At 68.3% G+C, this 26,836-nt stretch carries 27 protein-coding genes and 1 pseudogene; 13 read left to right on the top strand and 15 right to left on the bottom strand.

What is annotated here, in order from left to right:
- Nucleotides 1-80 precede the first annotated feature (80 nt).
- Nucleotides 81-428: a deoxyxylulose-5-phosphate synthase gene (locus ACIRQH_RS37585; RefSeq protein WP_388880935.1), complete on the top strand. Its 348-nt coding sequence runs from the start codon at nucleotides 81-83 to the stop codon at nucleotides 426-428.
- A gap of 207 nt (nucleotides 429-635) precedes the next feature.
- Here the strand turns inward: ACIRQH_RS37585 and ACIRQH_RS37590 are convergent, their stop codons facing one another.
- A complete protein-coding gene (locus ACIRQH_RS37590) occupies nucleotides 636-1,244 on the bottom strand; it encodes a TetR/AcrR family transcriptional regulator (protein ID WP_388880932.1) in 609 nt (202 codons plus the stop codon).
- 93 nt (nucleotides 1,245-1,337) lie between these two features.
- Between ACIRQH_RS37590 and ACIRQH_RS37595 the strand changes: the two genes are divergently transcribed.
- The 4 genes from ACIRQH_RS37595 (at nucleotide 1,338) to ACIRQH_RS37610 (ending at nucleotide 4,039) form a co-directional block, all read left to right on the top strand.
- Complete coding sequence (locus tag ACIRQH_RS37595) at nucleotides 1,338-2,078, top strand: SDR family NAD(P)-dependent oxidoreductase (protein WP_404229667.1); 741 nt, start codon at nucleotides 1,338-1,340, stop codon at nucleotides 2,076-2,078.
- A gap of 15 nt (nucleotides 2,079-2,093) precedes the next feature.
- Nucleotides 2,094-2,747, top strand: coding sequence for an NADPH-dependent F420 reductase (locus ACIRQH_RS37600; RefSeq protein WP_388880926.1), 654 nt, complete (start codon nucleotides 2,094-2,096; stop codon nucleotides 2,745-2,747).
- A gap of 125 nt (nucleotides 2,748-2,872) precedes the next feature.
- The gene (locus tag ACIRQH_RS37605) at nucleotides 2,873-3,268 is read left to right on the top strand and encodes an ester cyclase (RefSeq protein ID WP_404229670.1); all 396 of its coding nucleotides are present in this window, start codon (nucleotides 2,873-2,875) and stop codon (nucleotides 3,266-3,268) included.
- Nucleotides 3,269-3,352: 84 nt separating this feature from the next.
- Nucleotides 3,353-4,039 (top strand): SDR family NAD(P)-dependent oxidoreductase, encoded by a 687-nt coding sequence (locus ACIRQH_RS37610; RefSeq protein ID WP_404229672.1) that lies wholly within the window; start codon nucleotides 3,353-3,355, stop codon nucleotides 4,037-4,039.
- A gap of 193 nt (nucleotides 4,040-4,232) precedes the next feature.
- On the opposite strand, the gene ACIRQH_RS37615 is transcribed toward ACIRQH_RS37610, so the two are convergent.
- The gene (locus tag ACIRQH_RS37615) at nucleotides 4,233-5,333 is read right to left on the bottom strand and encodes a DUF6215 domain-containing protein (RefSeq protein ID WP_388880917.1); all 1,101 of its coding nucleotides are present in this window, start codon (nucleotides 5,331-5,333) and stop codon (nucleotides 4,233-4,235) included.
- A gap of 966 nt (nucleotides 5,334-6,299) precedes the next feature.
- Between ACIRQH_RS37615 and ACIRQH_RS37620 the strand changes: the two genes are divergently transcribed.
- Complete coding sequence (locus ACIRQH_RS37620; RefSeq protein WP_404229675.1) at nucleotides 6,300-6,650, top strand: hypothetical protein; 351 nt, start codon at nucleotides 6,300-6,302, stop codon at nucleotides 6,648-6,650.
- A 154-nt stretch (nucleotides 6,651-6,804) separates the two neighbouring features.
- Here the strand turns inward: ACIRQH_RS37620 and ACIRQH_RS37625 are convergent, their stop codons facing one another.
- The gene (locus tag ACIRQH_RS37625) at nucleotides 6,805-7,371 is read right to left on the bottom strand and encodes a GNAT family N-acetyltransferase (protein ID WP_388935063.1); all 567 of its coding nucleotides are present in this window, start codon (nucleotides 7,369-7,371) and stop codon (nucleotides 6,805-6,807) included.
- A gap of 147 nt (nucleotides 7,372-7,518) precedes the next feature.
- Here ACIRQH_RS37625 and ACIRQH_RS37630 point away from each other — a divergent pair, with 147 nt between their 5' ends.
- On the top strand, nucleotides 7,519-7,806 hold the full coding sequence (locus ACIRQH_RS37630; protein ID WP_404229678.1) for a hypothetical protein: 288 nt from the start codon (nucleotides 7,519-7,521) through the stop codon (nucleotides 7,804-7,806).
- 398 nt (nucleotides 7,807-8,204) lie between these two features.
- Complete coding sequence (locus tag ACIRQH_RS37635) at nucleotides 8,205-8,822, top strand: DUF4328 domain-containing protein (RefSeq protein ID WP_404229680.1); 618 nt, start codon at nucleotides 8,205-8,207, stop codon at nucleotides 8,820-8,822.
- Nucleotides 8,823-9,347: 525 nt separating this feature from the next.
- Here ACIRQH_RS37635 and ACIRQH_RS37640 read toward each other — a convergent pair.
- From ACIRQH_RS37640 to ACIRQH_RS37660, 5 genes are all read right to left on the bottom strand, one after another.
- On the bottom strand, nucleotides 9,348-9,920 hold the full coding sequence (locus ACIRQH_RS37640) for a GNAT family N-acetyltransferase (RefSeq protein ID WP_404229683.1): 573 nt from the start codon (nucleotides 9,918-9,920) through the stop codon (nucleotides 9,348-9,350).
- A gap of 111 nt (nucleotides 9,921-10,031) precedes the next feature.
- Entirely contained in the window at nucleotides 10,032-10,478 is a 447-nt protein-coding gene (locus tag ACIRQH_RS37645) for a hypothetical protein (RefSeq protein WP_358817646.1), read from the bottom strand.
- Nucleotides 10,479-10,657: 179 nt separating this feature from the next.
- Nucleotides 10,658-11,602 carry a hypothetical protein gene (locus tag ACIRQH_RS37650; protein ID WP_404229686.1) on the bottom strand — a complete coding sequence of 315 codons (945 nt, stop codon included), beginning with the start codon at nucleotides 11,600-11,602 and terminating at the stop codon, nucleotides 10,658-10,660.
- The gene (locus ACIRQH_RS37655; protein WP_404229689.1) at nucleotides 11,599-12,162 is read right to left on the bottom strand and encodes an RNA polymerase sigma factor; all 564 of its coding nucleotides are present in this window, start codon (nucleotides 12,160-12,162) and stop codon (nucleotides 11,599-11,601) included. The genes ACIRQH_RS37650 and ACIRQH_RS37655 overlap by 4 nt, the downstream gene beginning before the upstream one ends.
- A gap of 332 nt (nucleotides 12,163-12,494) precedes the next feature.
- Nucleotides 12,495-13,394 carry a MerR family transcriptional regulator gene (locus ACIRQH_RS37660; RefSeq protein WP_404229728.1) on the bottom strand — a complete coding sequence of 300 codons (900 nt, stop codon included), beginning with the start codon at nucleotides 13,392-13,394 and terminating at the stop codon, nucleotides 12,495-12,497.
- Nucleotides 13,395-13,508: 114 nt separating this feature from the next.
- Between ACIRQH_RS37660 and ACIRQH_RS37665 the strand changes: the two genes are divergently transcribed.
- Nucleotides 13,509-15,029, top strand: a complete 1,521-nt coding sequence (locus ACIRQH_RS37665) for an alpha/beta fold hydrolase (RefSeq protein WP_404229692.1) — start codon at nucleotides 13,509-13,511, stop codon at nucleotides 15,027-15,029.
- A gap of 634 nt (nucleotides 15,030-15,663) precedes the next feature.
- On the opposite strand, the gene ACIRQH_RS37670 is transcribed toward ACIRQH_RS37665, so the two are convergent.
- The gene (locus ACIRQH_RS37670; protein WP_404229695.1) at nucleotides 15,664-16,332 is read right to left on the bottom strand and encodes a hypothetical protein; all 669 of its coding nucleotides are present in this window, start codon (nucleotides 16,330-16,332) and stop codon (nucleotides 15,664-15,666) included.
- A gap of 421 nt (nucleotides 16,333-16,753) precedes the next feature.
- Here ACIRQH_RS37670 and ACIRQH_RS37675 point away from each other — a divergent pair, with 421 nt between their 5' ends.
- Nucleotides 16,754-17,128 carry a hypothetical protein gene (locus tag ACIRQH_RS37675; RefSeq protein WP_358817641.1) on the top strand — a complete coding sequence of 125 codons (375 nt, stop codon included), beginning with the start codon at nucleotides 16,754-16,756 and terminating at the stop codon, nucleotides 17,126-17,128.
- 199 nt (nucleotides 17,129-17,327) lie between these two features.
- Here the strand turns inward: ACIRQH_RS37675 and ACIRQH_RS37680 are convergent.
- Nucleotides 17,328-17,916, bottom strand: a pseudogene (locus ACIRQH_RS37680) (IS701 family transposase); the annotation flags it as partial.
- A gap of 166 nt (nucleotides 17,917-18,082) precedes the next feature.
- Here ACIRQH_RS37680 and ACIRQH_RS37685 point away from each other — a divergent pair.
- The gene (locus ACIRQH_RS37685) at nucleotides 18,083-18,415 is read left to right on the top strand and encodes a type II toxin-antitoxin system PemK/MazF family toxin (protein ID WP_388932878.1); all 333 of its coding nucleotides are present in this window, start codon (nucleotides 18,083-18,085) and stop codon (nucleotides 18,413-18,415) included.
- A gap of 927 nt (nucleotides 18,416-19,342) precedes the next feature.
- On the opposite strand, the gene ACIRQH_RS37690 is transcribed toward ACIRQH_RS37685, so the two are convergent.
- Nucleotides 19,343-19,894 (bottom strand): hypothetical protein, encoded by a 552-nt coding sequence (locus ACIRQH_RS37690; protein WP_388881040.1) that lies wholly within the window; start codon nucleotides 19,892-19,894, stop codon nucleotides 19,343-19,345.
- Between the two features lie 94 nt (nucleotides 19,895-19,988).
- Here ACIRQH_RS37690 and ACIRQH_RS37695 point away from each other — a divergent pair, with 94 nt between their 5' ends.
- Nucleotides 19,989-20,501 carry a PadR family transcriptional regulator gene (locus ACIRQH_RS37695; protein WP_388881043.1) on the top strand — a complete coding sequence of 171 codons (513 nt, stop codon included), beginning with the start codon at nucleotides 19,989-19,991 and terminating at the stop codon, nucleotides 20,499-20,501.
- A 400-nt stretch (nucleotides 20,502-20,901) separates the two neighbouring features.
- Here the strand turns inward: ACIRQH_RS37695 and ACIRQH_RS37700 are convergent, their stop codons facing one another.
- Nucleotides 20,902-21,333, bottom strand: coding sequence for a hypothetical protein (locus ACIRQH_RS37700; protein WP_404229699.1), 432 nt, complete (start codon nucleotides 21,331-21,333; stop codon nucleotides 20,902-20,904).
- 234 nt (nucleotides 21,334-21,567) lie between these two features.
- Nucleotides 21,568-22,653, bottom strand: coding sequence for a DUF5937 family protein (locus ACIRQH_RS37705; protein ID WP_388881048.1), 1,086 nt, complete (start codon nucleotides 22,651-22,653; stop codon nucleotides 21,568-21,570).
- A gap of 99 nt (nucleotides 22,654-22,752) precedes the next feature.
- Between ACIRQH_RS37705 and ACIRQH_RS37710 the strand changes: the two genes are divergently transcribed.
- Nucleotides 22,753-24,111, top strand: coding sequence for an MFS transporter (locus ACIRQH_RS37710; RefSeq protein WP_404229703.1), 1,359 nt, complete (start codon nucleotides 22,753-22,755; stop codon nucleotides 24,109-24,111).
- Between the two features lie 96 nt (nucleotides 24,112-24,207).
- Here the strand turns inward: ACIRQH_RS37710 and ACIRQH_RS37715 are convergent, their stop codons facing one another.
- Both ACIRQH_RS37715 and ACIRQH_RS37720 read right to left on the bottom strand, forming a co-directional pair.
- Nucleotides 24,208-24,618, bottom strand: a complete 411-nt coding sequence (locus ACIRQH_RS37715; protein ID WP_358817635.1) for an SRPBCC family protein — start codon at nucleotides 24,616-24,618, stop codon at nucleotides 24,208-24,210.
- Nucleotides 24,619-24,871: 253 nt separating this feature from the next.
- Nucleotides 24,872-26,617 (bottom strand): serine/threonine-protein kinase, encoded by a 1,746-nt coding sequence (locus ACIRQH_RS37720; protein WP_404229706.1) that lies wholly within the window; start codon nucleotides 26,615-26,617, stop codon nucleotides 24,872-24,874.
- Nucleotides 26,618-26,836: the final 219 nt, after the last annotated feature.

The following is a 26,836-nucleotide window of genomic DNA, read 5'->3' on the forward strand; positions in this document are numbered from 1 at the left end:
CGTCCGACGAGTTGAGCTGCTGACACCCACGGGGCCGAAATCCCGTCGAGTTCGGCTTGGGCGACGCCTACTCTGCTGACATGGCCCACGCAAGGACCTCGTACGTCTGTCTGCCCTGCCGGGCCTCCTACAAGCAGCCCTACGACAGGCACAGGCAGCGAATCTGCCCGCGCTGCACGCAGCCGCTCATCCACGTGGGCTCAGCATTCGCCACACCCCGCCGTCGGGACACCGCAGCCTGGCGGACGCTGTCCGTGCTGCTGCACGCCGGCGTCCGCTTCCACAAGAGCTGCTGCGGCGGTCCCGGCTACCGGCCCCGCACCTTGAGTGAGGTACGCGAGCGGATGACGTACGCCCGGCGCAGCGGCGAGTCCTTCGCGAGGGCGCTCGTGCGCTACGAGGTGCCGTCGTCTTCGCCTCTCGGATGAGATGAGCGAGCGCTGCCTGCCCCGTCTCGGTGGGCTGCAGGGCAGTCTCACCTTGTGCGGGCATGTCGGCGAGCCTCGAAGGAGCGGGTGGTTCGGCCGGATCGCCTCCGGCCCGACTGCCCGTGACGCTTACACCAGCGGGACCCTTCACCTGCGATGCAGGCACTGCCTGGGGCCGCCCCGGCCACGGCACACGGCCGGTGGGCCTCAGGAGAGCGGCCAACTCCGCAGCGCCGCGTCCGCCATCTCCTGGAGCTCATCCCGGCCGACGCCGCTCGCTGCTTGTACGGCGATGCCGTAGCCGAAGGTGGTGAGGTAGCGGGCCAGGAGTCCCGGGTCGATCTGCTCAGGCAGGTCGCCGTCGTCGACGGCGCGCTGGAACCGCTCTCGGATGCGGGAGTAGCCGTCGTTGCGCCAGGCGATGAGGAGGTCGCGGACTTCCTGCCCTGCGTCGCTGGTGGTCAGGGCACTTTGAACGCCGAGGCATCCGTTGGGGTTGGCCGGGCGGGTGGTGGTTCGGATGGTGCCGGCCAGGATTGCGGCGGCGACGCCGAGGGCGGTCGGCTCCTCCAGGGCTCGGGCCAGGTAGGCGCTCGGGCCTTCGGTGTAACGCTCGAGGGCCTTGCGGAACAGCTTCTCCTTGTTGCCGAAAGCTGCGTACATGCTGGTGGTGGAGATGCCCATCGCACTGGTCAGGGTGGCCGTGCTGGCTCCCTCGTAGCCGTGCTTCCAGAAGACGAGCATGGCGCGCTCGAGAGCTTCGTCGGTGTCGAATCCTCGCGGTCGGCCGATGGGGCCGTTCTGTTTCGTCTCCACTCCCCCACTCTACCGCTTCCGCAGCGATCGCTACGGAAGTGCTAACGTTCGAGTTCTGCAGCGATCGCTGCAGAAATTGAGGGAGGTACCCACATGGGACTGCTTGAGGGCAAGACCGCTCTCGTGACCGGGGGCAGCACCGGAATCGGCCTGGCCAGTGCCGTCCGGCTGGCCGCCGAAGGCGCGCACGTGTTCGTCACCGGCCGTCGCAAGACCGAACTCGACGCGGCTGTAGAGGTGATCGGTGAAGCTGCCACCGCGGTGACCGGCGACATCTCGAATCTGGCCGACCTCGACCGGCTCTACGACACGATCCGCAGCCGGGGGCGGGGCCTGGACGTCCTGTTCGCGAATGCCTCCATCGCCTCGCTCGTGCCACTGGAGCAGGTCACCGAAGAGCACTTCGACACCCTCTTCGGCATCAACGTCCGGGGCACCCTGTTCACCGTCCAAAAGGCGCTGCCACTGCTCAACGACGGCGCGTCGGTCATCTTGAACGGCTCCACCAACGTGGACGTCGGCGATGAGGGGCTCGGCGTGTACGCGGCGACCAAGGCAGCGACCCGGTCGCTCGCCCGGACCTGGGCCAACGAACTCAAGGGACGCGGCATCAGGGTCAACACCATCACGCCCGGCCCGACCGACACGCCCGCGCTGTCGGCGCTCACCCCTGCCCCGGAACGGTTCAAGGAGCAACTGGCGACGCGTGTGCCACTGGGCCGGCTCGGACGCCCCGACGAGATCGCCGCAGCCGTTGCCTTCCTCGCGTCCGGGCAGAGCAGCTTCGTCACCGGTTCGAGCCTGTACGTCGACGGCGGCCTGAACCAGATCTGAGAGGCGCGACCACCCATGACAACCATCGGGATCATCGGCGCGGGCGAGGTCGGCAGCCAGGTCGCCCGTGCGGCAGTGGCCCACGGATACGAAGTCGTCATCGCCAACTCGCGGGGACCCGAGACTCTGGAAGAACTCGTCGCTGAGCTCGGCCCGTCAGCGCGCGCCGCACACGCTGCGGATGCCGCGGCCGCCGGCGATTTCGCCGTCGTGGCCGTACCCCTCAAGGCCGTCAACGACCTGCCGGTCGAAGAGCTCGCAGACAAGATCGTGCTGGACACGAACAACTACATGCCCTGGCGCGACGGCCACTTCGATGTCATCGACTCCGGTGAGAAGACAGTGCTCGAACTGCGCCAGGAGCACCTCCCGGCTTCACGGGTCGTCCAGGCGTTCACTCACATCCAAGCTCCCCGCATCACCACCGCGGGCCGTCCCGCCGGCGTCCCCGACCGGCTGGCACTACCGACCTCGAGTGATGCCCCGGAAGCCGTCGCACTCGTGACCCGGCTGTACGACCGGTTCGGATTCGACACCGTGGACAACAGTCCGCTGAGCGAGTCCTGGCGCACTGCTCCTGGTCAACCCGCCTGGACCGAGCTGGCGCATCAGACCCGCGACGAATTGTTGGCCAACCTGACGAGAGCGCTGCGCGTCGGTCGGAAGTGACTGACTCCGACCGGCGGATCTCACCCTCGGCGATGGTCGGCGCGGCAACGCCGTGGTGAGCGTCTCGCCTCCTCTCCATCCCTCGCGGCTCCGATACGGAGTTGCTCCACAGAAGGGTCACCTACATGTCCGACAGCGATCTGCGCGCGTTCTACCTGCGCTACATCGAGGCGCTCAACGCCCACAAGTTCGACGGCATGGACGAGTTCATCGACGACCGGACCACCCTCAACGGTGAGCCGGCCACCCGGGACGACCTCATCGCGGTGCAGCAGCAGGACGTCGACGCGGTCCCGGACCTGCACTGGGAGCTCCGGGAACTGCTCTTCGACGGGGACCGTCTGGCGGCGCGCCTGGTCAACACCGGTACCCCGGCCAAGACATGGCTTGGCGTGACTCCCACCGGCGCTGCCTCGTTCGAGATCACCGAGTACGCCATCTACCAGGTTCGCGGCGGACGGTTCGTGCACATGACCGCGCTGCACGACGCCGGCGAACTTCTCCGGCAGCTGACCGGCTGACCTCCGACGTCAGCGACAGCAGTTCAACGAACCGTCCGAACAACACCAACGGCCGCTCAAGCCGCACAGCTCGTGAGGATACGCATGACCATCACACTGATCACTGGCGCCAACAAGGGCATCGGCTTCGAGACAGCCCGACAGCTTCTGGCATTGGGCCACGTCGTCTACATAGGCGCCCGTGACGCCGAACGAGGTGAGAAGGCCGCGGCGACGCTCGGCGCACGCTTCGTACAGCTCGACGTGACGGACGACGCATCGGTGGACGCCGCGCTGGCGACGATCGACGCGGCTGAGGGCCGGCTCGACGTCCTGGTGAACAACGCGGGCATCCTGGCGGACGGAGTCGTCGACGGGCCCACGGCCCTGCGGGCCTTCGACACCAACGCGGTGGGCATGGTGCGCGTCACGGAAGCGGCGCTTCCCTTGCTGCGCCGGTCCTCGAACCCCACCGTGGTCACCGTTTCCAGCAGCGCCGGGTCGTTCTGGGCGGTCACCAATCCGGAACGGCCTGAGTTCAACCTCCCGTTGGCGATCTACTCCGCGTCCAAGTCCGCAGCCACCATGCTCACGGTTCAGTACGCCAAGTCCCAGCCAGGCATCAAGTTCAACGCGGTCGAGCCCGGGACCACCGCGACCGACCTGACCGCGGCATTCGGGATCGGAAGGACGCCGCAGGAGAGCGCCAGGGTCGTCGTGCGCTACGCGACTCTCGACGCGGACGGTCCGAGCGGAACCTTCCAGGACGACAACGGACAAGTGCCCTGGTAGTCATGGGGATACGGTAGGCAGCGCAGCCCCGTCCGGACGGATCCGGGACGGGGCTGCCATGAAGTGTGTGGTCGTGAGGGGCGGTCACCTGCGCCACGGAAGCCAAGTTCGCGAGACACATCCCGTCACAGGACTGGCGCCCTGGCCGCCGGAGCGACTGATCCGAACGGCCCGCCGAGATGTGCGCGGCACCTCAACGGGCCGGTGGCTCAGGGATCTTGGGGAGGACGTTCTCGGCGATGTCGAGGAGAACACTGTCGTCCGGGAGCGCTCCGGACGTGCTCCACACGGTGATGTCGCAGAAGCCGCCTCGGTCGTGACGGTCCAGGGCCACGGACAGCGTCCTGGCCAGGGGCCCTTGTTCGACCGGTCCTCCGGTGCTGCTGCCCCCGAGATTGATCTCGATCTTCATGGTGTAGTCCGAGGCGAGGACCGCGGGCCGGCCGAGAACCTTGAGCGTCCTGATGTTCTGCTCGTTCCCGAATTTCATCAACTTCACGTACTGCTCGGTCGACAGGTCGTTGTACGTGGCCGAGACATTCACGGTGTACGTGTCGAACCTGACCTCGGCCTCCGGTTGGGCGACCTTCCCGTCCGTCAGAGGAGCGGTGCCGTTGGTACCGGAGACAGTGGTCGCGGTCTCTCCAGGCGTCCCAAGAAGCTTGGCCAGGTCCGGCCGGTTGAGGGCGTTGCACAGCTCCTCGCCGGTCACGGCCTTGGGTGTGTTCTTGTATGCCTTGGGAAGCGCCTCGTGAGTCTCGTCCGAACACGACGCGGGCTGTGGCGTGTTGTTCCCGGACGGCACGAAGCGCGGGGACAGCCACAGCACGGCCGCGATCGCCCCGAACACCGCCACCGCCGCGAAGGCCTGGCCCCATGCGTTGTGCTTCTTCTCCGGAGTGCCCGGCCTGGGGCGCGGCCCGTTTCCGCCCTCGGGCAGGGGCTGGGACTGGTGCCCGAGTTGGTGCCCGAGAAGAGGCTGGGGCTGGTGCCCTAGTTGGGGGTGGGGCTGGTGCCCAAGCTGGCGCTGGGGCTGTGGCTGGGCGGTAACGTCGGCTGCCGCCCCGCCGACGGAGGCCGCGGGACTCGGGTGCCGACGGGCGCGCAGGGCCCGGATCACCACGAAAACGCGCACGGCGGTGGCCACGAGGAACACCAGGCCGATACCGGCCGCGACCCGATTGTGCTCGCTTACTGCGAGATACATGATGCGTACCCCGAAAACCGACCCGACCGCGATGAGCAGGGGCTCGCGGACCCAGAACGGCAGGAGACGGATGAGGAAACCGAGCATCCGGCGATCTCACCAGAACAAGATCACATCCGCCGTGATGGAAGCCACAATTCCGGGTAGGAGCACTGCCCGGCACAGCTCGACCGACGACCGCCCGCGCCATCTGGCTCACGTGCGGTCGACGTGGAGGCCGGACGATCAGGGCTTCGTGACAGCCGTCGAGGCGCAGTGCCGAGGCCGTTCTGGGGGCCGTCGTCGGGACCGGTGATGAAGCCGTCGAAGAACATGGCCACGCAGAGCACGGAACGGGACACGATGAGTTCTCGCGCTGTGACGCACTGTGGATGTGCCGAGCAATGAATGAGGCTGCGTCTTCTCGGATTCACGCTTCTCCCCACCGACCGACCGTCGGCGAGCCCGGGAGGCAGCGTGATCCCGTTCGGCGCCCGCCGGCATCCACCTCGCCTCCCCGCTCGAACGCTGGATCGTCGACACGCTGTCTCATCGGAAGCTGGAGAGTCTGGTGAGTTCGGGCGCGCTGGTGCGGGCAACTCCTCCGGAGCACGGGATCGTTCGTGCTCATCCTTCACTCGGAGCTCTCCTTTCGGTGCGACAGGACGGAACCGGCACCCGAGGCCGCAGGCCCTCCAGTGCCGCCGGCCCTGGTGATGGTTTCTGGGGCCTGAGGACGTTCCCGCAGGGCACGGCCGTGCCGTGCCTCGCCCAGGTCCGGACGGCAGCGGCATCCGTCCCATTCCGCCACACCGTGGGCGGCGTAAGCTGAACACCAGGTCCCCAGTCCCCGGTCTGTCACACACACGGCCCGTGCCGCAGGATGTCTTTCTGTCCCGGCCACGCATACCGCGCGCGATCGACGAACGCCGGGAGGACACGATGGGACACAGCGTCCAGCAGGCAACGCTGACACAGACCGATCACCGGCACGCTCCGGGCTCCGCGCCCGGTGCCGGGGGGAGCATGGCTCTGCGCTTCGAATTGCCCACCACTTCGGACAGCACGACAGCGATGGAACACATGCTCCGCGCGGCCCTCGCCACCGTCGGAGCCCCCGCCCAGGTGGTGCACGCCCTCGTCGTGGCAGCCCGTGCCTCCTCTCAATACATCCAGCTGCATACGGCTGCGCCGTTCTACCAACTGATACTGGACGCGGATATGGATGGCGTCACGCTGGCCCTCACGGACTACGTACCGCCGGTCTTCCCCGCCCAGCCCGCCTGGCACCCCGCGCCGGCCCACTCCACACCGCGCTGCACCGGCCCTGAGAATCCGATCTCGGGCACCCTGCAGCTCCACCGCAGCACCGACGGCTACACCCAGCTCACTGCCCACAGCCCCTGGAGGACCGCAGACCGCTGAAACGGCCGAACAACGGCATGTCAGGACGTCGCCGCGGGTGCGAGGCCGAACTCCCCCGCACCTTCTGATCTCCCCACGAAGGACTCCGCGTCGCACACCGCAGCTTTGCCGCCCAATGGATGGGTTCCGGGCCGGCACTCGGACTCAAGGGCGCTCACAGGCGCTTGCGATACCAACGCTCCGCGTACGGCTCGTGATTGTGTGGCACGGTCCGCTCGTAGCCGTTGCGCTCGTACAGCGACCACGCCTCCGTCAGGTCGCTGCGAGTGTCGAGCAGCATGATGTGGGCACCGAGCGCCCGCGCCGCATCTTCAGCGGCCGTGAGGAGGGCCGGGCCGCCACCGGTGCCACGCGCTTCCTTGAGTACGAAGACCCGCTTGAGCTCGGCGGCCAGTTCCGTCGGCTCAGCCTGTGCCGCGCCGTGGGCGTTGCCGTTGCCGTTGCCGTTGCCGTTGCCGTTCAGGAGGTGCACACCGGCGGTGCCCGCGGGAGCGCCCCCGTATCGACCGACTAGGAGCATCCCCGCAGGAGGCGCGAGCGTGACGTGGTCGTTTGATGCGACGACCTCGCGCTCCAATTCGTCGACCGGGGTATCCCGTCCTTCGTGCACCTGGAACCAGCGGTCGCTGACCTCTGTGTAGTACGCGCGCCACAGGGCGAGTGCGACGGAGGAGTCGGAGGCTTCAGGGGAGACGGTCCAGGCACTGATCATGCGAGCCATTCTCGGGTGACCGCAGCTGTGCACGGCAAGCGGATTTCGCTCCTGGTTCCATGGCGCTCGGTCTGCCGTCCCTGCAGCGCAGAACGTGGCGCGACGCCCAGGCGCTGGACAGGCTGCCTGCGACCACTCGCATGAGATCATCCGTCCATGAGCGGTGATCTGGAAGTGAGTGCTCTGGCGATCAACGTCACGATCCCGGAGGCGCTTCGCTGGACGGACACTCGGCGCGGTGAGGCGTTCACGCTGACGACGCTCAACGTACGGCTCCTCCCGGACGGTCGTCTCGCCGCAAAGGCTTATGGTCGACCAGTCGCCGGAGGGCGGGGCGCGTACGTATCGTTTCCCGTCCCCGACCGGCCCGAGTTTGCGGACTTGATCGCCAACGCCGCCAGCCGTGCCGGGGTGTTGTGGGCCGCTCATCGCGGTCTCGACTGAAGCCGGCCCGATTCACGAGTGAAGTCGACGTGAGGGTCGTCGATTTCACTTCCGGTGCGCAACCGGGATGGGTAGGCCTTCACCGTCCTGCTCGTCCGGCCGCGACCGGTCCTCCCTTGGCGCGATGCTCGTTGCCGTTCCCCACCCCCCTCCCCCTGACCACTCCCCTACGTAGTCGACCCCTGCGTTCTTCACCGAGGAAACGGACTGACCCCTTCCCCGCATCGTGGACGGCGCACCGTCGCGATCTCGACCTGCCGACGCTCTGTGGCGTCAGGTTCCCTGGGGGTTATGATCCGCTGCCGACCTGCGGAAACTCCGAACAGGCGGCTTCCAGGGGGCGTGCAGTGGGTGGAGCAGTCGGATTGCCGCGGGGACAGGCTCGGTTTGCCTCCGTCGTGCTCGCCGCATTCGCGTTGGTAACTACTGCGGCCGGCGTCGCGGCGTGGCACAAGTACCAGCTTCTGGCCGGACCGCTGGCCTCGGGCCCCTACGTCGATAACCCGCGGGTTGAGGTCGACACGTACTTCAGGAACTTGATGGGCTGGCAAACAGGCCTGCTCATCGCAGCCCTTTTCCAATTCAGCATCTGGCTCGCCAACCTGCGCGACGTCGCCGATGTGCTCTGGCGCGAGGGCCAGCGGCGGCGCAGGGCATGGCTCGTCTTCGGCTGGGTCATACCGGTGGCCCAGCTGGTCGTCCCGAAGATGTTCATCAATGACTTGTGGGCCGCCAGCAGGCCACAATCGCAGCGTCGTCGCGGACATCCCCTGCTGACAGCATGGTGGCTGGCCGTCCTTGTCGCCGGCACGAACGCATATAGCGATGCTCCCAAAGCGCTGAAGGATGCAGTGACCGCCTACGAGGCTCGCCATGCGCTGCGCCGGATCATGTTCAGCGATGCTCTCGACGTCTGTGCCGCCATCCTCTCGATCGTGGTCGTCTGGCAGCTCCTCCGCAGACTGGAGCGCGCCACATTGACCGCGCCCGCAGAGGTGCTCTCTCAAAAAGTGTGATTCCGGGGCCACCGCGAGCTGACGAGGTGGGCGGCAGCGAATTGCGAGGGTCTCTGTCGAACGGCCGCCAGTCCAGGCGACAGTCCTTCGGCTTCTCGCGCCTGGAGAGCGAGCGCGCGTCGCAGGGATGCTGACGATGGAAGTCGTGTCCCAGCACCCCGGGGCGCCGCCGAAGGTAGGGGAAACACCGGGGCGGGCGACCCAAGTGATGCGGCCCGCCCGAGGCAGGGGCGTCCGCCTCGCCCGACTACTGGACCTTCCAGGTCCTCAGTTGCATGTGCCCGCACGCTGTGCACCTCTGGGTGATACCTCAGTCGACGTTAAGTCCGATCTTCCTCGGTTCGTGATCACTCGATCCACCAGCACCCGACCAGGAGCTCCGAGCTCGTGAACTACATGAACTCCTCGGCATGCCCACCCACGATGCATCGGTCAATGTCACTCGCGCTCGTCTCGGACGCCTCACCCGCCAAGGCTTCCTCGCCCAACCCGGACGCGGCCTCTACCAGAGGCCGCTGTAACCCCCTAAAGGGCTGGGATCGGCATCGTCGACGGCCGCCACTCTCGTCTGAGCAGACCGAACACCCACGAGTCGGACACCTCGCCGTTCACGACGCAGTCTTCCCGCAACGTCCCTTCCCGCACGAATCCGATCTTCTCCAGCACCCGGGCAGATGCCACGTTGCGCGTATCGGCCTCGGCTTGAACTCGGTTCAGGTCCAGTGTCTCGAATGCCCACTGCAGCAAGGCATGCGCGGCTTCCGTCGCGTAGCCGTGGCCCCACATCGCATCGTCGAGGACGTAGCCCAACGACGCGCTGCGGTAGTCCGGGTCCCATCGGGTCAGACCGCACCAGCCGACGAAGGCCCCGTCGGAAGCACGGTCGATGGCCACCCGCGCCCCAGTACCGTCGTCCGCCATCTTCCCGCACATCGCGATGAAGCGCTCAGCGCGAGCCTGTTCGTTCCACGGCGCGGAGTCCCAGTACCGCATCACACGAGTGCTGCTGTGAAGCGCGAAGAGGAGGTCCGCGTCGGCGTCGGTGAAGGGCCGCAGTCGCAAGCGTGCGGTGCGCAACAAGGGAGTGGTCAAAGTCATGCGCCCCATCTTGCGTCCTCGTGGGGTGGGCAGAACACCGAATATCCGGCCCCGGGCCCGGCCTGACTCAACCCGGACAAGTCCACTTCCAGAAGCGGACTTGACACCCTCTCAGAGTGCAGGAACCAGACCGGGATCGACGCCGATATCCGCCACGTCCTCACGAACCGCGGCCACGAAATGTCTGATCTCCGCCACGAGAGAGTGCCAGCCAACCGGCGAGGCCCACGTGTCCGTGTCCGTCAGGAAGACGGAACCGACTCGCCAGCCCCCGGCAGATTCCTCAATCCGCACCGCGCCGACCTCTGAGTAGGACATCGACTCGAACTCGAAGTCACCCCGCTCGCCGTCCGGTTGGTGCACCCAGTCCGCCAGGGCGCGCGCCAACTCGGCCACGGGAAACATCATCTCGGACCACACCACGCCGTCACCGTCCCGGATGACCAGGTCGGCCTCGATGTCAACGAGCAGTGTTTCCAGAGATGCAGTCGCAGGCCGCATGCCGCGTCTGTGGAGGTCCGGCGCACCGGCGTTCTGGTAGGAGAACGTCACCGCCACCGGCCCTCCCTGGAGTCAGGGGTCCGCAGTTCGAGGGACCACCCACGTCGCAGACGCTATCAAGGAGGACCGGGGCGGGAACTTCTTCGTCCTGCACACCAGGATCCAGTGGGAGTTTTTCCCTCAGGCGCTGGCGTTGGGGTCGGGAAGGACCGGCACGGCGGTGCCCCCTCGACGGCTCAGCGGACGCTGTCGGCCGGCCCGGCATACAGGTACGTGTCCCGTTCGGTGATGTGGCCCGCGTCGTCTTCCCGCACGTTGTTGCGCTCGAGGAGCTGACCATCGGACGGCCTCACGATCCAGTTCGGATTGTGGGCACTGTGCGCGAAGCTCTTGGACCACTTCCAGGAGATCTGAGCGCCGATCCGGCCGGCTCCGTCCTTCACACCCTCCGTGACCCGGGCACCGGGCGTGCCTGCCAGAACGCGGTAGAGGGCGGCTCGCAGTCGCGGAGATGCGGGTGAGTCGGTCAGCAGTTCGCCCGACTGCCGGACGGTCTGCTCGGCGGCGGCTGCTCCCTGCGCGCCCGAGGACAGGGCACGACGCAGTGCGTCCGGCCGGGTGGGGAGTTTGTCGAGGTTGTCCCAGCTCACCTGACGGTTGCCGACACTCCAGCTCGTGCCGCCCGGCGGAGCCTTCTTGGTGACGGTGCGGCCGTTCTGGGTCTTGATGACGAGCTTGTTGCGGCTCAGGTAGTAGTCGTCGGTGTGGGTCCTGTCGCCTTCCACCCAGGTTTTGACAGTGGTCTTCCAGTACGGGGCGCTCCGTTGGCTCCCGGAAGCAGCCCGGTCGGCCATGGAGTTGAAGAGATCGGCCGCCGAGGCAGTGGCCGCCGGCCTACTGCCGACGCCGACGACGGGGAGGACGGCCACACCGGCGGCGACGGCTGCGACCGCGGCGGCGCAGGCGGCGAGCCGGCGCCTGCCGAAGCGGGGCGTCACCACGACGGTGGCTGCCGCGGTGGCGGGAACGGCATGCCCGGCGTCCGCCGCGATCGCCTGGCGGAGGAGCGAGCGGGCCGTCGCCAGCACCGCCGCGTCGGGCGGTTCGGTACGGCCGGCGTTTTGGAGGGCAGTGGCGCCCGGGAAGTCGAGCACGTGAGTGTCCTGGTCCTTGTGCGTCATGCGAAGTCTCCCGTCAGGTTCGTGAGAGTGGTCCCGGACAGTGCGACGCGCAGTCGGGTGCGGGCCCGATGGAGGCGGGAACGTGCGGTGCCGGCGGGGATGCCGACGACGACCGCGGCCTCGGTCGGCGTCAGTTGCTCCCAGGCCACGAGCAGGAGCAACTCGCGCTCCGCCTCGGGAAGCCGGGCGAGCCCGTTGCGCAGCTCGGGCCCCATCGCGGCAGCGTCCAGTCGCTGATCGACCGCCTGCCACGGGTCGCCATCCGAGACCTCCGACGCCGGCTGCGAAGCGCCGGTCGCCCGCGACACGGTCTGCCAGTGACGGGCCAGTACGTTCCTGGCGACGCCGAACAGCCAGCCTCTGGCGGAGCCACGTGCGACGTCGTAGGTGTGGCGGGTGGCATAGGCCTGCAGCCACACCTCGGAAAGCAGGTCGTCGGCGGCTGTCGGCGCACGGCGTACGAGATAGCCGTGCAGGGCGACGGAATGCCGATCGACCAGGGGCTCGAATGCCGCCGGCTCACGTGCCGCGCGAACCAGCAGATCCTCGTCCGGATCCATGGAATCTCCTGTCCGAAGCCGCCGGGGCGGCGGTCTCATCCCGTACTTGCACGGAAGCGGCGTGAGCGTTCGCACGATCTCGGAAGGACGTGTCAAGCCGTAACGGGGCGTCATGCGACGGTGTGCTGTGACCCATTGGCCCTGTGTTCGTACGCGACCGGACGCGCTCGGCGGCGCTGCCCAAGGAGACGGCGTCCGTCTCCACGAGGCCGACACTGCCTGCGCGTTCGCTGCCGGGCCGTCACCGGCCGACGGGCGTCGGTTCGTCGGCGTCGGCGGATTCGAGAGGACGGCGGCGGCTTGTGGGCCGCCACCCACCGTGGTCGCCGGGTTCAACCCGCCGCTTGGGTCGTCTGGTTGTCCAGCGCCGATCGGAGCCAGTCGTGGGTGACGCCGGGGGTCGGTTCCGACGGGCCGGTGAGCTCGGCGGTGAGGTCCCAGTAGTGGTCGATCCGGGGGTCCGCGGCAAGCACCCCGCTCAGCCGGCGACGAAAGGAAGGAGTGTCCCGCGTACCGCGTGAGCGCGCGTAGGCGGAGACGAAACAGTCGAGGGCCTCGCCCTCGTGCGGTGACCGCTGCGCTCCCAACTGCCGTGCGGCCAAGCCGTACGCCTCGCGGAGACCGTCGTACAGCACGGCCGGGCGGCCCCCGTCGGGCCCGTGTGCGGCGGGCTGGCCCTGCCCGGTACCGGAGCAGGGCGCCGTGACGAACGCGTGCAGCCGGGTGAAGGCCAGCACCTGGGTGGGAGTCGGGCCCTCTGGGAGCTGTGGAACTGCCTGATCGACGATGGCGGTGACCAGCCTGGCCGGGAGCCGAGGCGGCAGCCAGCGCCGCCAGAATCGTGCGAGTGGCGCCGTGCTGGGCGGGACGGTCACGGCACCGATCAGCCGTAGTCGCTCCGCGCGTTCCTCGGGGGCGCACTCCTGAAGCAGTTGGAGGGCCGCCTCCTGCCAGCGCAGCGCAGCCAGCCGCGAGCCGATCTGCCGTAGCTTGCCCGCGACGACGTCCTCCAGCGAGTCCTCCTCGTCCAGGATCCGGCCCACTTCGGGAACCGGCAGGTCGAGGGCGCGCAGGGAGCGGATCAGTCGCAGCCGGTCGAGCGCTTCGGGACCGTACCGGCGGTGGCCACCGGTACTGCGGGTGCCTTCGGGCAGCAGACCACGGTCCGAGTAGAAGCGGACGGTCTTGACGGTGACGCCCGCGCGCTCGGCGAGCTCTCCGATGCTCCACATGGTGTCAGGCGGCACGACTTGAACCTCCCTCAGGGGGAGTTCCTACGGTACCGGCGAGCGCGGAGCGCCGATACGGACGGCTCCGTGGGGACCACAGTGTGCGAGGAGACAGCGATGACGGCATACATTCTGGTGGCGGGCGCCCACACCGGCGGATGGATTTGGCGAGAGGTGGCCGCGCGGCTGCGGGAGTCGGGGGCACAGGTGTATCCGGTGACGCTCACCGGCATGGGTGATCAGGACCACGCGGAGCGGCCGGACGCGGACCTGGAGGCGCATGTCCGCGATCTGGTGCGGCTGATCGACCAAGTGGACGCGGCCGAGGTGGTGATGGTCGGACACTGTTACGGCATGTACCCGGTGCTCGGCGCCGCCGATCTGCGTCCGGAACGGATCGCGAGGATCGTCTCCATGGACGCGGGCATGCCCCGAAATGGTGACCAGGCCCTGACCCTGCTACCAGAACAGGCCCTCCGTGAGCGGCTGTTGAACCGGGCCGAGACGGCCGAGGACGAGTGGCGCATTCCACCGCCCTCTCTTGAGGAGTGGCACCGCTGGGGAAGTGTCGAGGGGCTCTCACCGGTCGAGCTGGCGCAGCTGACGAACCACGCCGTCGCGCAGCCGGCGCGCACGCTGACTCAACCGCTCCGCCTTTCGGGAGCGGTCCTCGAACTGCCGGCGACCGGCGTCCTCTGCACCGCCAACGGCTCGAGCATCGCCATGGTCGAGGGTCTGTTGGGCCTTGGAGATCCCCGCTTTCAGGAGCTCACCGATCCCCGGGTGAGCTTCTTCGAACTCCACACCGGGCACTGGCCGATGCTGTCACGCGCCGACGAAGTGGCCGAGGTACTGCTCCGGGCCGCCGCGGGACAAGGGCACCGGGTGGCCGCGGGCGTGAGCGAACAGCCGTCGCATCTTCGCCCGTTCCTGATGGACGTACCGGAGCGGCCTCGCGAGCGGGTGGGACGCGTCGATTTCCACCTTCCCGACTCCCCTCCCGAAGACGGCTCCAGGTGGCCGGCGGTGGTGTTCGTCCATGGCGGTCCGGTCCACCCGGACGTGCGGCCGACACCACGTGACTGGCCGGGCTTCATCGGCTACGGCCGCTACGTTGCGGGCATGGGAACGGTCGGCGTGACCCTGGACCACCGACTCCACGATCTCGCCGACTTCGAACGGGCCGCCGAGGACCTGGCCGAAGCGGTCGATCTCGTACGGGCCGATCCGCGCGTCGACGAAAACCGTGTGGCGCTCTGGTACTTCTCGGCGGGCGGGCTGCTGTCGGCGGATTGGCTCGCTGCGCCGCCGCCGTGGCTGCGGTGTGTGGCGGCGACCTATCCGGTCCTCGCACCGCTGCCGAACTGGGGGCGCGTCGATGCCAGGTTCCGTCCGGCGGACACGGTGCGCACCGCCGGACGCCTGCCGATCGTGTTGACCCGGGTGGAACTGGAGCGCGCGGAGATCGCGGTGACGGTCGAGGAGTTCCTGGCCGCCGCCAAGGAGTGCGACGCCGATGTCGAGATCATCGACGTACCGCTCGGCCGCCACGGCTTCGAGACGACCGATCACACCGAGCAGGCTGTGCGCGCCGTCGAGCGGGCGGTACGGGCTGTGGTGGGGCACTTGAAGCGCTGACCCGATCGCTGTCCTGTCGGGAGGGAGTGCCCTCTCAGCGGAAGCAGATCGCGTCAAGGTAGCTCCGACCAATACAGAGACCCCGTTTGCCGCTCACCCTGGCGAGATGCACTGGCGGTCGGCGAAGAGGGGGAACCGGACAGCGGGCGGGCGGTTCGCGATGGAGATCACTTTCGGCTCTGGACCTGTCCGGTGCGACGTTTGGTCCGGAGGTCCACGCCTGTCCGGCAATTGATCAGCACGCCGCAACCTGGGGAACCCTATGAGGAATCGGCCGACGGCGGCCTCGGCTCATGCGTGAACGGTGAGGGCTTGGAACCGTGACGGCCTCCGTCGAGATCACCCTCGCCGAAACAGACCTGCGCGCGGTGCTGGTCGACGCTGTCGCCCCTCAAGACCTGGCCGCCCTGCGAGGCGGGCGATGCATTCGGTGACATCGCCCGCCTCGCCAGGCTCCCCGGATGTCTCAGCCCGCCGGGGAGACTTCGCGGTGCTCACGCCGTGAGCCCGCGGCGCCTGAGCGGGTCGTTGAGCTGAGGAAAACTCCGTTCGCGCGGCTCCCGCTTCGGCAGATGGACAGGTCCACGCCAGCGCTCATCTACATCCCGGCCCGGCGCGAGGGCCTCCTTGGGGGTCAGGCGTAGGGACTTGAGGACATGTACAGAGTTTCGGGACTGTCTGGAACTACTGGATACGCCATGGTGTCGTGCCGGCGATGACGGCCGGACTGGCTCACCTCGTAGGCTGGCGCCTTGGGTGTCAACCGCCCTTCCGCCGCAAGCAGCTGGGCACGCAGGAGCAACTCCTTGGAACTGAGGCCGAGCTCTTCGGCGACGGTCTGCAGGTCCAGGCCGGATTCCCAACTCCAGAGCAGCACGGAGTCCATTCCTGCCGTCCAGACCACCTGCTCGACCGCCGACGCCTGTTCCATCAGAGGTGGACGGACCGGTGGTACTGATTCCAGCCGGGGCTGAGGCATTTTCGCCCAAACGGCTTCCGCGGGCTGCTCATCGCTGGAGGCGGGGACGGGTGCCGTGGGCTGCGCCGGCATTGCGGCCGGAGGCGGGACCGCAGTCGGCCGTGGGGAGCGAGGAGACGTTTCGGCAGGTGGGCTGAGAAGCTGGTCGGCGACGATCCGAGCGTCTTCTTTGCCGACCGTACGGCGTGCGACACGTACCTCACGCTCGTTGAGCCCCATCAAGTCCGCGACCGCAGCGTCGCTGCCGACCGTGACCGCAAACGCGGCGAGTGTTCTCGTCCTGCTGGCCACGGCTTCATCCATCACCGCCTGCGCCTCGCGCACCCGGTCATCTCTACTGCAAAACGCCTCGGCTAGAAGGCTGTTACGTTCCCAGAGTTCACGTGATTCCACGCCGGAACAACGTTTCTGCGTCTCGCACGACACCCGATCCGAAGTGGATCACCCGAAGGGGCCATCGAAAGGGATGACCATCAAGCGGAAACCACCGGCCGCGCGATAGTCCGGCTGCGGCATTCGACGATTTTGACGATGCGGGAATTGCGCCTACTGCGCTGTCGCAACTCGTTGCTTGCTTGCCAGGCGGAGGCCGCCCGACAAGCTTTTCGTTGTGGATCGAATTGATTGGTTTCGGTTGCCGCACCACCAAGGATGGGCGAGGCCGCCGGGAGAACAGCCGAGGGACCGAAGGTCCCTGTCAAACCGGCGCGTCGCCGTCATGTCACGACCTCAAGGGGGAACAGTCATGCCTCGTCGTAGTCTCGGCATCCTTGCCGCGGTCGCTGCACTCGCCGCATCGGTGGCGGTGTCCGTCCCGGCCTCGGCCGAAATCGACCATCGCACCTGCCCCAAGGGCGCCTTCTGTGTGTACTCCGGCGACTGGGAGAGCGGCAGACTGCTCCTTGCGACGCAAGGCAACTGGTCCGGCACCATCTACAACGTCCAGTCCACCTTCAACAACGGCTATCGCGACCCTGGCGCCGACCACGTCCAGCTCGGCTATGAGGCGAGCGGCATCAGCTACTCGACCTGCATCCACTACGCGCCCGGCTCCGGCCAGTACGAACACCACTGGAACAACATCACCGTCAAGTCCGTGAGGTGGCGCGGCGAGTGCTGATTCGGCCCACCGCGACCGCGTGACGTGAAAGGGCCAGCGCAACCCGCGGGGACCCGGAATCAGCAGGCTGCTGTGGACCCGCAGCGTGCAGCAGAAAATCGTAAGACCTGGTACTCCAGCCGTAGTTCGTGATCATCATGCCTGAGTTGCCTGTCGCCGGTAGGGGCTGGCCTGGGAACGGGCCTGGTGGCGGCGTCGCCAGTGCGGCCCGCGGTCGTGGGTTGCCGCCGTCGACCTCGTCGACCGCGACCCACGAGGTGTGGTGGCCGGCGTCCAAGAACCGGGTGATCCTGCGAGTGGCCAGTTCCGGCTTGGTCGCGAAGGCGGTGTCCTGATCGAGTCCGGCATCCCGGCAGCGGTCGAGGTCGGAGGTCCAGGAGCGCGGGACGTACAGTGCCCGGTCCACTGCCGCGTGCCCGCGGCGGCCGGCGTAGCCCAGGTGGACGGCGACGTGGGCATTTTCGATCCTGCCCGCGGTGCCGGTGCACTGGCGCTGGACGCCGACCGTGCCGGTGCCCTTCCTCACGTCCCCGGTCTCGTCGACCACCAGTACTGCCTGGTCGTCGTGCAGGTGCTCCACCACGTAGTCGCGCAGGTCGTCGCGCACCTGGCAGCGTCCCACTTGGCCCGCCCCCACAGGTGCTGCATCCCATCCGGGGTGGACTCCCCGGCCCACTCGGCGATGGTCCAGCAGTTCTCGCGTGGCAGGTCCGACAGCGTCCGAGCATCAACAGCCTTGCCCGGCGCCGGGGTTCGACCCGCGCGAACCGTCCTGCGATCCGGCTCATCAGGCCGTCGAACGCCTCCTGCCGGCGGGCAGGGTCTACGCTGTGGCCTGCGGCCATTGCATGATCTTCAGTCTTCACACACCGATGATCAACGGTGGCCGCACCCGTCTCCACAACGCTTCAGGGTCGCGCGGCGTCCGCCTGCCGTCCTGTGTCAGGAGGACATGTGCAACATGGCGAAGTCTGGTGGGTCGAGTTCGACGAGCGGCGGCCGGTCGTACTGCTGTCGGGAGACGACGCGTCCGGGATCCGGGTGATGCAGGTCGTCACTCCGGCGGGCGTCGACATCAGCGGTCTGGGCGTCGAAGTGGCAGTAGGCGCCATGGAAGGACTGCCCTTTGAAGGCGTTCTGCGGTTCGCGATCCCGCGTCCAGGCTTTACCCCTTGCACGTGGCTGACCACCGTGTCCCGGGACGACCTGATCGAGCGGGCGGGCGCCCTGTCCTCCGCGAAGCTCAGCGAGATAAGGGACGCCCTTCGTCTCGGTGGACTCGGGTAGGCGGAGAAGAAACGGGCATCCCCGCCGGCGTGGTCGATCTCGTCCAGGTGATCGACACTGGCCACCTGCCTCCTCGGCGCCTGCCACCATCGGGATCACGATCTACGGCTGGAGTATTAGGCCTGTCGTTTGGATCAGGTGGCGCCGCGGTGCGGTGCCTTTTCGATTGGGTCGAGTGGGGCAGGGTGCGGCCCTGGACAGGTTCGGTGCGCGGCGCGGGTGCGATCGATCAGCCGTTGGGCCTGGGCCCGTGGACCGCGGACTCGGCGAGTCATTCCCAGGCCCGCTCGCAGAGGCCGAACAGGCGTCAGCGCCTTCTCTTGAAGTAGCCGTTTTGATGCAGTTTGTAGATGACCCAAGGGGTGAGGGCGAGCCACACTCCCAAGAACGCCCACTTGAACCATGGAGGGCCGTCCGGTCTGTTGTCCTGGGCCAGCCCTGAGACCGCCACAACAAGCGAAGTCATGCCGCACCAGTGCCCGGACTACGGCGACAGACACGCGGTACTCACCCTTCCGCTTGTCCCGCCCAGTCCTGGTGTGGCAACTTCCCTCGTCACAGAGCAGGTTGCCGGTGCGGCGCCCTGGCACTCCACCCCCATCAGGTGCCGGGCCGTCACCCACCGCCTCTGACCGCATCCATGTGGCGAGGTACCGGTGCAGCGTTCGCGATCTTGGGGGGCCTTCATGGCGTAACAGCCCGGCACTCTTCTTGCCCGGCTTCGAAATCTTGAGCCGCTCGCAATCCCCAGATCGAGCCACCCGTCCGAGGTGCAAGGCATCGCCGATCGCGGCCGGGACGGACAGAATCCTGGCACTTCCTGGCCTCTGCCGCACCGTGCAATCGCCAGGCCCCACTGCCCAGTCCGTCTCCGGAGAACGCTCCGTCCGAGGGAGCTGCACAACGGGCGCGCTTGCCCAGCGCTGACTAGCTTCTGGCCTTGGCCTGGGCGGCTGCGACGTAGCGCACGGTGAACAGCACCGGGACGACGAAACCGAGAACCTGGACGAGTGTCGCTGTCGTGGAGTGACCCTGCCCGGTGTGGGCGAGGGCCGCGAGGGCGGCGGCCGTGACGGCGAAGGCGGCGGTCCATACGGCGGTGATGACCGCATTGACCCGGATGAACGGCTTGAGGTTCCAGACCTCGGGCGGCGTGGTGCGCTTGGCGATACCCAACGTGAACGGCTTGCCTATCAACAGCGAGACTCCGGCGATGAGAGCCAGGCTCACTGAGGCCAACGCCGCCGAGTAGGCGTGTGCGGCGGAATGGGGGTCCGCGAACGCGACCAGCGCCAAGACCGCGAAGAAGGCTGCCGAGCCGGTTTCCATGATCAGTGCGTCGAAGCCGACTCCCGCCTTCCGCTGCTGGGCGATCACCGCCACCGCCACCAGCAGAGCGGCGAGCGCCCCCCACTGCCACTGGGCGGAGGGCACCACCGCGAAGACGATCCATGGAAGGAAGGTGCGAACGTACGACATGGAAGACCCCCGGATTGCTTACATTCCTGTTTCGACATGTCGAACCTAGACGTTCCACTCTCGACATGTCAATACTGGAATGTAAGCTGATGGCATGAGCCTTCGACACGCCCTCCTCGGACTCCTGTCAGAGCGTCCCGCCAGCGGCTACGACCTGCTGAAGCGCTTCGAGACCTCACTGGCCAACGTCTGGCCCGCCACGCAGAGTCAGATGTACACGGAACTGTCCAGACTCGCCGACAACGGCCTGATCAGCGTCTCGGCCCAAGGCCCGAGGGGTCGAAAGGAGTACACCCTCACCGACGAGGGCCTGGCGGAACTGCGCCACTGGCTTACGGAGACCAAGCCCCAGCGCCACACCCGCAGCGACATCCTGCTGCGGGTCTTCTTCCTCAACGTGATCACACCCGACCAGGCACGGAGCTACCTCACCGAGCTCATGGAGCTCTCGGAGCAGGAGCACGAGGCCTTGCACCAACTGGCCGACTCCATCGACTGGGGCGACGACCCGCTGTCGGTGAACGGCAAGATCGCCCTGGAGTACGGCCTCCGTTTCAACGCCATGCGCCGCGAGTGGGCCGCGTGGGCGGCCGAGCAGATTCGCTGACGAGTCCCGTCGACAGAAGACCAACCGTTCACGGCCCCGCGCTCATTGCCGGCTGGTCGAGCGCCGGCGCTCGGCCACCGTCCCGGCCGGCAGGGCCAGCGGCGCGGCGGGCGTCCAAGGCGACCGAGCACGCATGCGTTGCGATTCCGTGGACCCGAGGTCCGCGATGAGCCGCAGGGCCGGCCATTGCCCCTCGCGCGCGGAGCTCGCAGGCAGATCAGTTCTCCCGGACAGGGGCTTCGCCCGGCGTCAAGGTGTGGGTTCCGCGTCGTAGGCAGGTCCGTTCGAACGGCCCACCGACTGCTCGCCCGCGCCATCGCAGGAAGGCTCGAAGCTCTCCGAACAGCCTGGAGCCGCACCACACCCTCAATTCGGTGTTCTGCCCGCCCCCGACGCCTGGTCAGGCGGAGGTGGATGCCGTGAATGCCTCCGCGGGGACATCGTCGAGGACGAATCCGTTGTCGAGCCGGACGCGGACCGTGACGCGGAGCGTCTGTCGCTGATAGGCGAGCCACTGCTCTTCCAAGGCCCCCACCCGCTCATCGAGTTGCGTTCTGCTCGCCGACGGCATCTGGTGGCCGAAGTCGTCGAGGAGCGACTTGAGGCGCAGGTACTCACGGGCCTCGTGACTCTGCTGCGGGTGATGTTCGTCCACACGCTCGACGGCGCCCTCGATGCCCGCTGCCAGGGCCAGAGAGGCGGCGAAGGCGCCCGACTCCTCCAGTGGCTCCCCGGCTGGGATCACTGACCCGGCCAACCGGAGATCCGCCGCCAGTCGCACCCGTTGGCTCACATTCAGCGTCATCGATCCTTCGTCTTCCTCGTCGGTCACCGGCGATCCGGCAGATGTGGGGCATGAGCCGGCTGACACAGCCCCACCAGCGCGGACTCTCGCGGCCGCACTCTAGCGTCAGCAGGCGTCCGCCTCTTCATCGGCGATGCCCGAGGCTGGTGCGGCAGCAGGGCGACTGGCTTGCGTTGACGTACGGGGTGTCGGGTGGAGCACGGAGAGGCGCCGCGGATCGCGCCGGAGTTCACGAAGGTCAACCCATCGCGCCGATGCCGCTCAGCGCAGGACGGCCGCGAGCAGGTCGGTGCCGAGTGCCGTCAGGTCGGGCAGGTTGAGGGTGTGGCGGACGTAGCGGCCATGCCGCCGGGCTGTGAGCAGGCCCGCGCGGCGCATGACGGCGAGGTGGCGGGAGACTTCGGGTGGCGTCAGTTCCCAGGCGTTGGCCAGTTCGCCGGTGGTGTGGGGGCCGCGGGCCAGGGTGCGCAGCAGCCGCAGACGCACGGGGTGCGCGAGTGCCTCCATGCGCAGCGTCACCGTCTCCAGTGATATCGGCTCTGCGGGAGCCTGCTCGGCGACCGGGTACTGCAGGACTGGCTGCCATCCGCGCGTGTAGACCGCCACCAGGTGCGGACGGCCGAAAACGCTGGGGATGAACGTGACTCCGGTGCCGTGGGCGGTGGTCCCGGTGTCCTGCAGTTTGTCCACGACGATGCTGCCGTCGTCCGGTGACAGGGAGACGGCGCCGGAGACCGATGTGAGTGCCGGCCCGATGCCCTGGCGTTTCAGCAGGTCGTTCTTCAGGCGCAGGTCGTTGGCGAGTTGCACGGCGATGCCCGCCCATGCGGTGTCGAAAAAGGCCTCGGCGCACTGTTCGAGCGTATGGCGAACCCGTGCCCGCACAGCAGCCGGATCGTCGAGCAGCCGTTCGGCGAAGGCCTCTTGCGTGGCGCCGCGGGCCTGGGCCCGGTCCAGGGTTCGCTCGCGCGCGGCGGAGTCGGTGAGTGGCGAGGACGTTGCGAGGCGGCCCCGGTTGCTGCCGCAGGAGCTGACGAGCGCCGCCCTCACATAGGTTTCGTCATCGATCCGGTCCACGTCGTCCAGCTCTTCGGCAAGGGTCTGCCGGGGCCGGGCGGGGACCAGGAAGTCGGCTCGTGCGGAACGCCAGAGGAACTCCGCCTCCCGCAACCGCTCGGCCAGCTCAGGCCGCAGCCCGGCCCAGACCTCGCCGGCCCAGCGGGCGAGCTGCGGATGATGCTCGGGCTCGGCCAGCACGTGCAGCATCGCGGTCAGCTCGGCCAGCGGGGAGGCGGCGAACCGCAGTCGCTCAGGCGGCAGGCCGCTGATGTCGATCCTCAGCGTCATCCGCTCATCATCACGGACTCGACGACCGATGGCGTCGTCGGTTGACGATGTCCGTCAACCGACGTGGCCGATGCGGCGGCCGAACCCACCGTTGACGCCATGGCAACCATCCTGACGATCCGGTCCCGCGCCCTCGTCCGCGCCTTCGGAGGCCCCCGCTATGCCGTCGCCCTGGCTGTGGACGCGCTCGGCACCGGCCTGCTGCGACCCTTTCTGCTGCTCTACGGAGTGATGGTGCTGAACCTGTCGGCGCCGGCCGCCGGCCTCGCCATGACGGGCGGCATCGTCGTGGGGCTGGTGTGCATGCCGGCGGTGGGCCGGTGGCTGGACCGGGGCGCACGCAGCACGGTCGTGGCAGCGTCGATGCTGGTACGCGTTCTGGGCGTGGTCCTGCTGCTGGCCACCCCGTCAGGACACGTCTGGCTGTTCTCGACGGCGGCGCTCTTCCTCGGCATCGGCAACCAGGCGTGGCCGGCCGCCCACGCCGCCCTCGTGGCCACGGTCACCCACGGCCGGGACCGCGACACGGCTCTCGCGGCGGGCCGTTCCCTGCGCAACGCCGGCATGGGCGCGGGCGCGCTCCTGGCAGCCGCATGCCTCGCGGGCGGCGCCGACACCTTGCGGATGCTGGCCGTGGTCACCGGGCTCGCCTATCTCGCGGCCGCTGTTCTGGCGTGGTCGGTCCACCTGCGCGCGCGCCCGGCCAACGCTCCGGCCCATGACTGCGACGTCGTGCCCGCTACCCGGATGCGCGCGCTGTTGGCCGCCAACGTGATCTACGTCTTCTGCCTCAACGTCCCCGAAATCGCGCTCCCCCTGGTTCTGGCCACGCAGTTGCAGGCATCCCTGATGTGGTCGTCAGCCATCTTCGTGACGAACACGGTGCTGGTCGTCACCCTCCAGGTCCCGGTCACCGTCCTGCTGGCCCGCTTCCCCCGACGGAGGGTGCTGGCGTGGGCAGGCGTGGTGCTCACCGTGTCCTACCTGGGCTTCCTCGCCGCCACATCACTGGGCCGCGGCTGGGGCGCTCCAGCTGTGGCCGCGGTGTCCGTGGTCTGCACCCTCGGGGAGATCGTCTACGCCGGCAGCGCCACCGCACTCGTTACCGCCCTCGCTCCGGCCCACGTTCTGGGACGCGCCCTCGCCCGCTTCCAGCTCTCCACGGGCTTCGGTCTCGCCGTCTCTCCCGCGGTCATCACCGCTCTCGCGCCTCACGGGCCGGCCGCCCTCTGGGGCAGCCTCGCCGCGGGCACGCTCCTGTCCGCTTCCGCCGTCGCCGTGGAGAAGGATCAGGAAAGCCCCGTACGGCAGTCGACCCCGCCGGGCGAGCGCATGCCCGTACCCGTGAGCACAGTGATCGCCTCCCCGCAGGCGGCTTCGGCGGTCAGGGCTGACCCGAAGGCTCTGACCTGTGCAATTCCTGCCGTCGGTGCGGGCCTCCGCGACACACGGAAGTGACGTGATGACACACCAGGTGCAGCGGGTCAAGGTACGAAGCGACCGGCCGGGGCCGCCGTGGGCGACCACGGCATCGGCGCGCGTTCGGCCCCGGCGCTACGCGGACTCCATCAGCTCTCGGAGCCGGTTCAGGTCGCCTGTGACCATGACGGCGTCACTCTCGAAGTCGGCGTCGCTCATCTGCGGCTGTCGGCGCAGGGTGAACACGACCTCGCTCCCCTTGCCGTCGCTGATCACACGGACCGGGTTGTAGACGGTTTGCCCGGAGGGGAGCGTGACGTGGTGGTCGATCACACCCAGCTCGTTACGCGGCACGAAGGTCACGACGACCCTTCCCATGGGGGAGGATTCCGCGATCCACTGACCATCGATCTGCTTGATGGAGCCGCCCAGGCCAAGGGCCCACGCGGGCAGGTTCTCCGGGTTCGCCGCGTAGGCGTAGACCTCGTCGACCGTGCGGTCGACATGGACGCTGAGGTGACGTGATTCTTTGTCGGCGGTGTTCATGACCGCGAGGGTAGTGGCCGACGCGGCCACCTTCTTGAACGAATCGGACGCGTTCGATCCGCCCTGCAGTCCTTGGCACTGTCGTCAGGAAATCTTGCCAAGGGAGCGCAGACGCCGTGTTCTCGTGGAGGATCCGGTGGCGAACACGTCGATCGCCGCCCGCCACGCCTGCACCGGCAACTCCATGCCGGCGTCATTCAAGGATCCCGCCGCGCCCACCTGCCGCCCACGTGCGCGGGACTCGACAGGTCGGTCAGTCCTGGGCGGGCAGCACCCGGGTCACCTTGCCCTTCAGGTCCGCCGTCAGATATCCGGTGACGTGGTCGTCGACGCGGTAGACGGCCAGCCCCAGCGGCGTGCCGAACGTGTCGTCGGCCGGGCGCACGAGGACGTAACGCATGGTCGGCCGACTCACGTTCAGATCCTTCTGGGCGCGCTTCAGCAGGGCGGGAACGACATCCCAGTCGAAGGCGCCCAGGCTGAAGGGGCGCTTCCCGCCGGTGAGGGCGCTGCTGATGATGCCCTTCTCGACACCCTGGCCCGGGCGATAGGTGTAGCTGTCGTACTTCGTCTCGCTGCCCTTGACCATGATGTCCGCAGACACGTAGTTCTCGTAGACGGTGAGGTCGCAAGCACGGTCCGTGCCGGTTGCGACCTCGATCGCTCTTACCGCCGTCCGGATGCCGTCAGGGGTGAGGAGATCGGTCTTCGTGTCGCTCTGGGGACCCGCAGTGGAGCGGGACGCTGTCGGCGGTGCGGACGTCGGGTCCTTGGTTCTGGTCGAGGACGAGGACGAGCCGGGTGAATCGACTGCATCTCCGCGGTCCTTTTGGGATCCGTCCGGCAGCAGGGTCCACACCAGGGCCCCAGCCAGCACCGTCCCGACGACCGACGATGCGATCGCGACCGACATTCTTGCCCGGCCGCCTTGTTCCCGCACCGGCCGCGTGGAGCCCTCGGGGCCGACAGCCGCATGAACTACCGGGCCGGGCACGGCATCGTACGGAGTCGAAGGCCCAGAGCCTGTCCGAGCGCCGAAGCCGGAAGGGTGTCCGGTCCTGGCCGTTGAGGAGGGGGCGGGCGCCGGCGCCGGCGGAGGTGCGAGCCGGTACGAGGTCGTCTCGGCATACGTGCCGGGCGCGCGTGGCGTCCTGTCCGGCTCCCTGGACGCGTCCGCGAGCAGCCGGTCCGCGGTCTCCATGTCTGCCCGGGCGGCAGGGTCTTTGACCAGTACGGCGTTCAGGAAGGGAGTCAACGCTCCGGCCTGCTGGGGCGGCGGGAGTTCCTCGCTCAGGAGAGCCGCGAGGGTGGCCAAGGTGGTTCCCCTGCGCAGCGGGTGATGCCCTTCGACGGCGACATAGAGCATCATCGCCAGCGACCACAGGTCGGAGGCCGGTCCCCCCTCGTCGCCGGCTATGCGTTCGGGCGCCATGTAGTCGGGCGTCCCGATAATGGACCCGGTCGCGGTCAGGACGGTCGACTCCCTGATGGCCGCGATACCGAAGTCGGTGAGGACTGGACGATGATCCGGCCGCAACAAGACGTTGGCGGGCTTCACGTCCCGATGCTGAATGCCGACGTCGTGCGCAGCCCGCAGGGCAGCCAGTACATCGCGGCCGAGGCGAGCCGCTGCGGCAGGCGCGAGTGGTCCCCTCGCCAGCCGGTCCAGGAGTGATCCACCGGTCACCAACTCCATGACGATCCACGGATAGGCGTGCTCCCCGCCATCCACCACGTGGTAGATGGTGACCACGTTGGGGTGGTCGACACGGGCCAGCGCACGTGCCTCCCGCAGCACCCGGGCGCGAAGCAACGCCGCGCCTTGCGGGTCGAATTCGGCCAGTCCCGGGTCGGACGGCCGAACCTCTTTGAGCGCCACGGCCCTGTCAAGGACCACATCGCGGGCCCTCCACACCAGGCCCATTCCGCCGCCACCGAGCCGCGCTTCCAACTCGAAGCGCCCATCGATGATCCGTCTGCCGGATTCTCCGTCGCTCATGACCGGGAGCCTACGAGATGTCGGTGACACGACCGCATTGTGGCTGGCCCGACGGACCGGCGCCGGAGGGACGCCGTCGCCCGCCCGCTCCCGGAGTCGGGGGGGGGGGGGGGGGGGGCGCCCCCCCCCCGCCGGGCGCCGCCGGGGGGGGGGGGGGCGGCACCCACAACAGCAGAAACACAACCCCCCCGCGAACCCCCGCCCCCCCGGCGCGACGCC

Origin of the sequence: Streptomyces sp. NPDC102279 (assembly GCF_044766365.1) — a bacterium.
Taxonomy (GTDB): domain Bacteria; phylum Actinomycetota; class Actinomycetes; order Streptomycetales; family Streptomycetaceae; genus Streptomyces.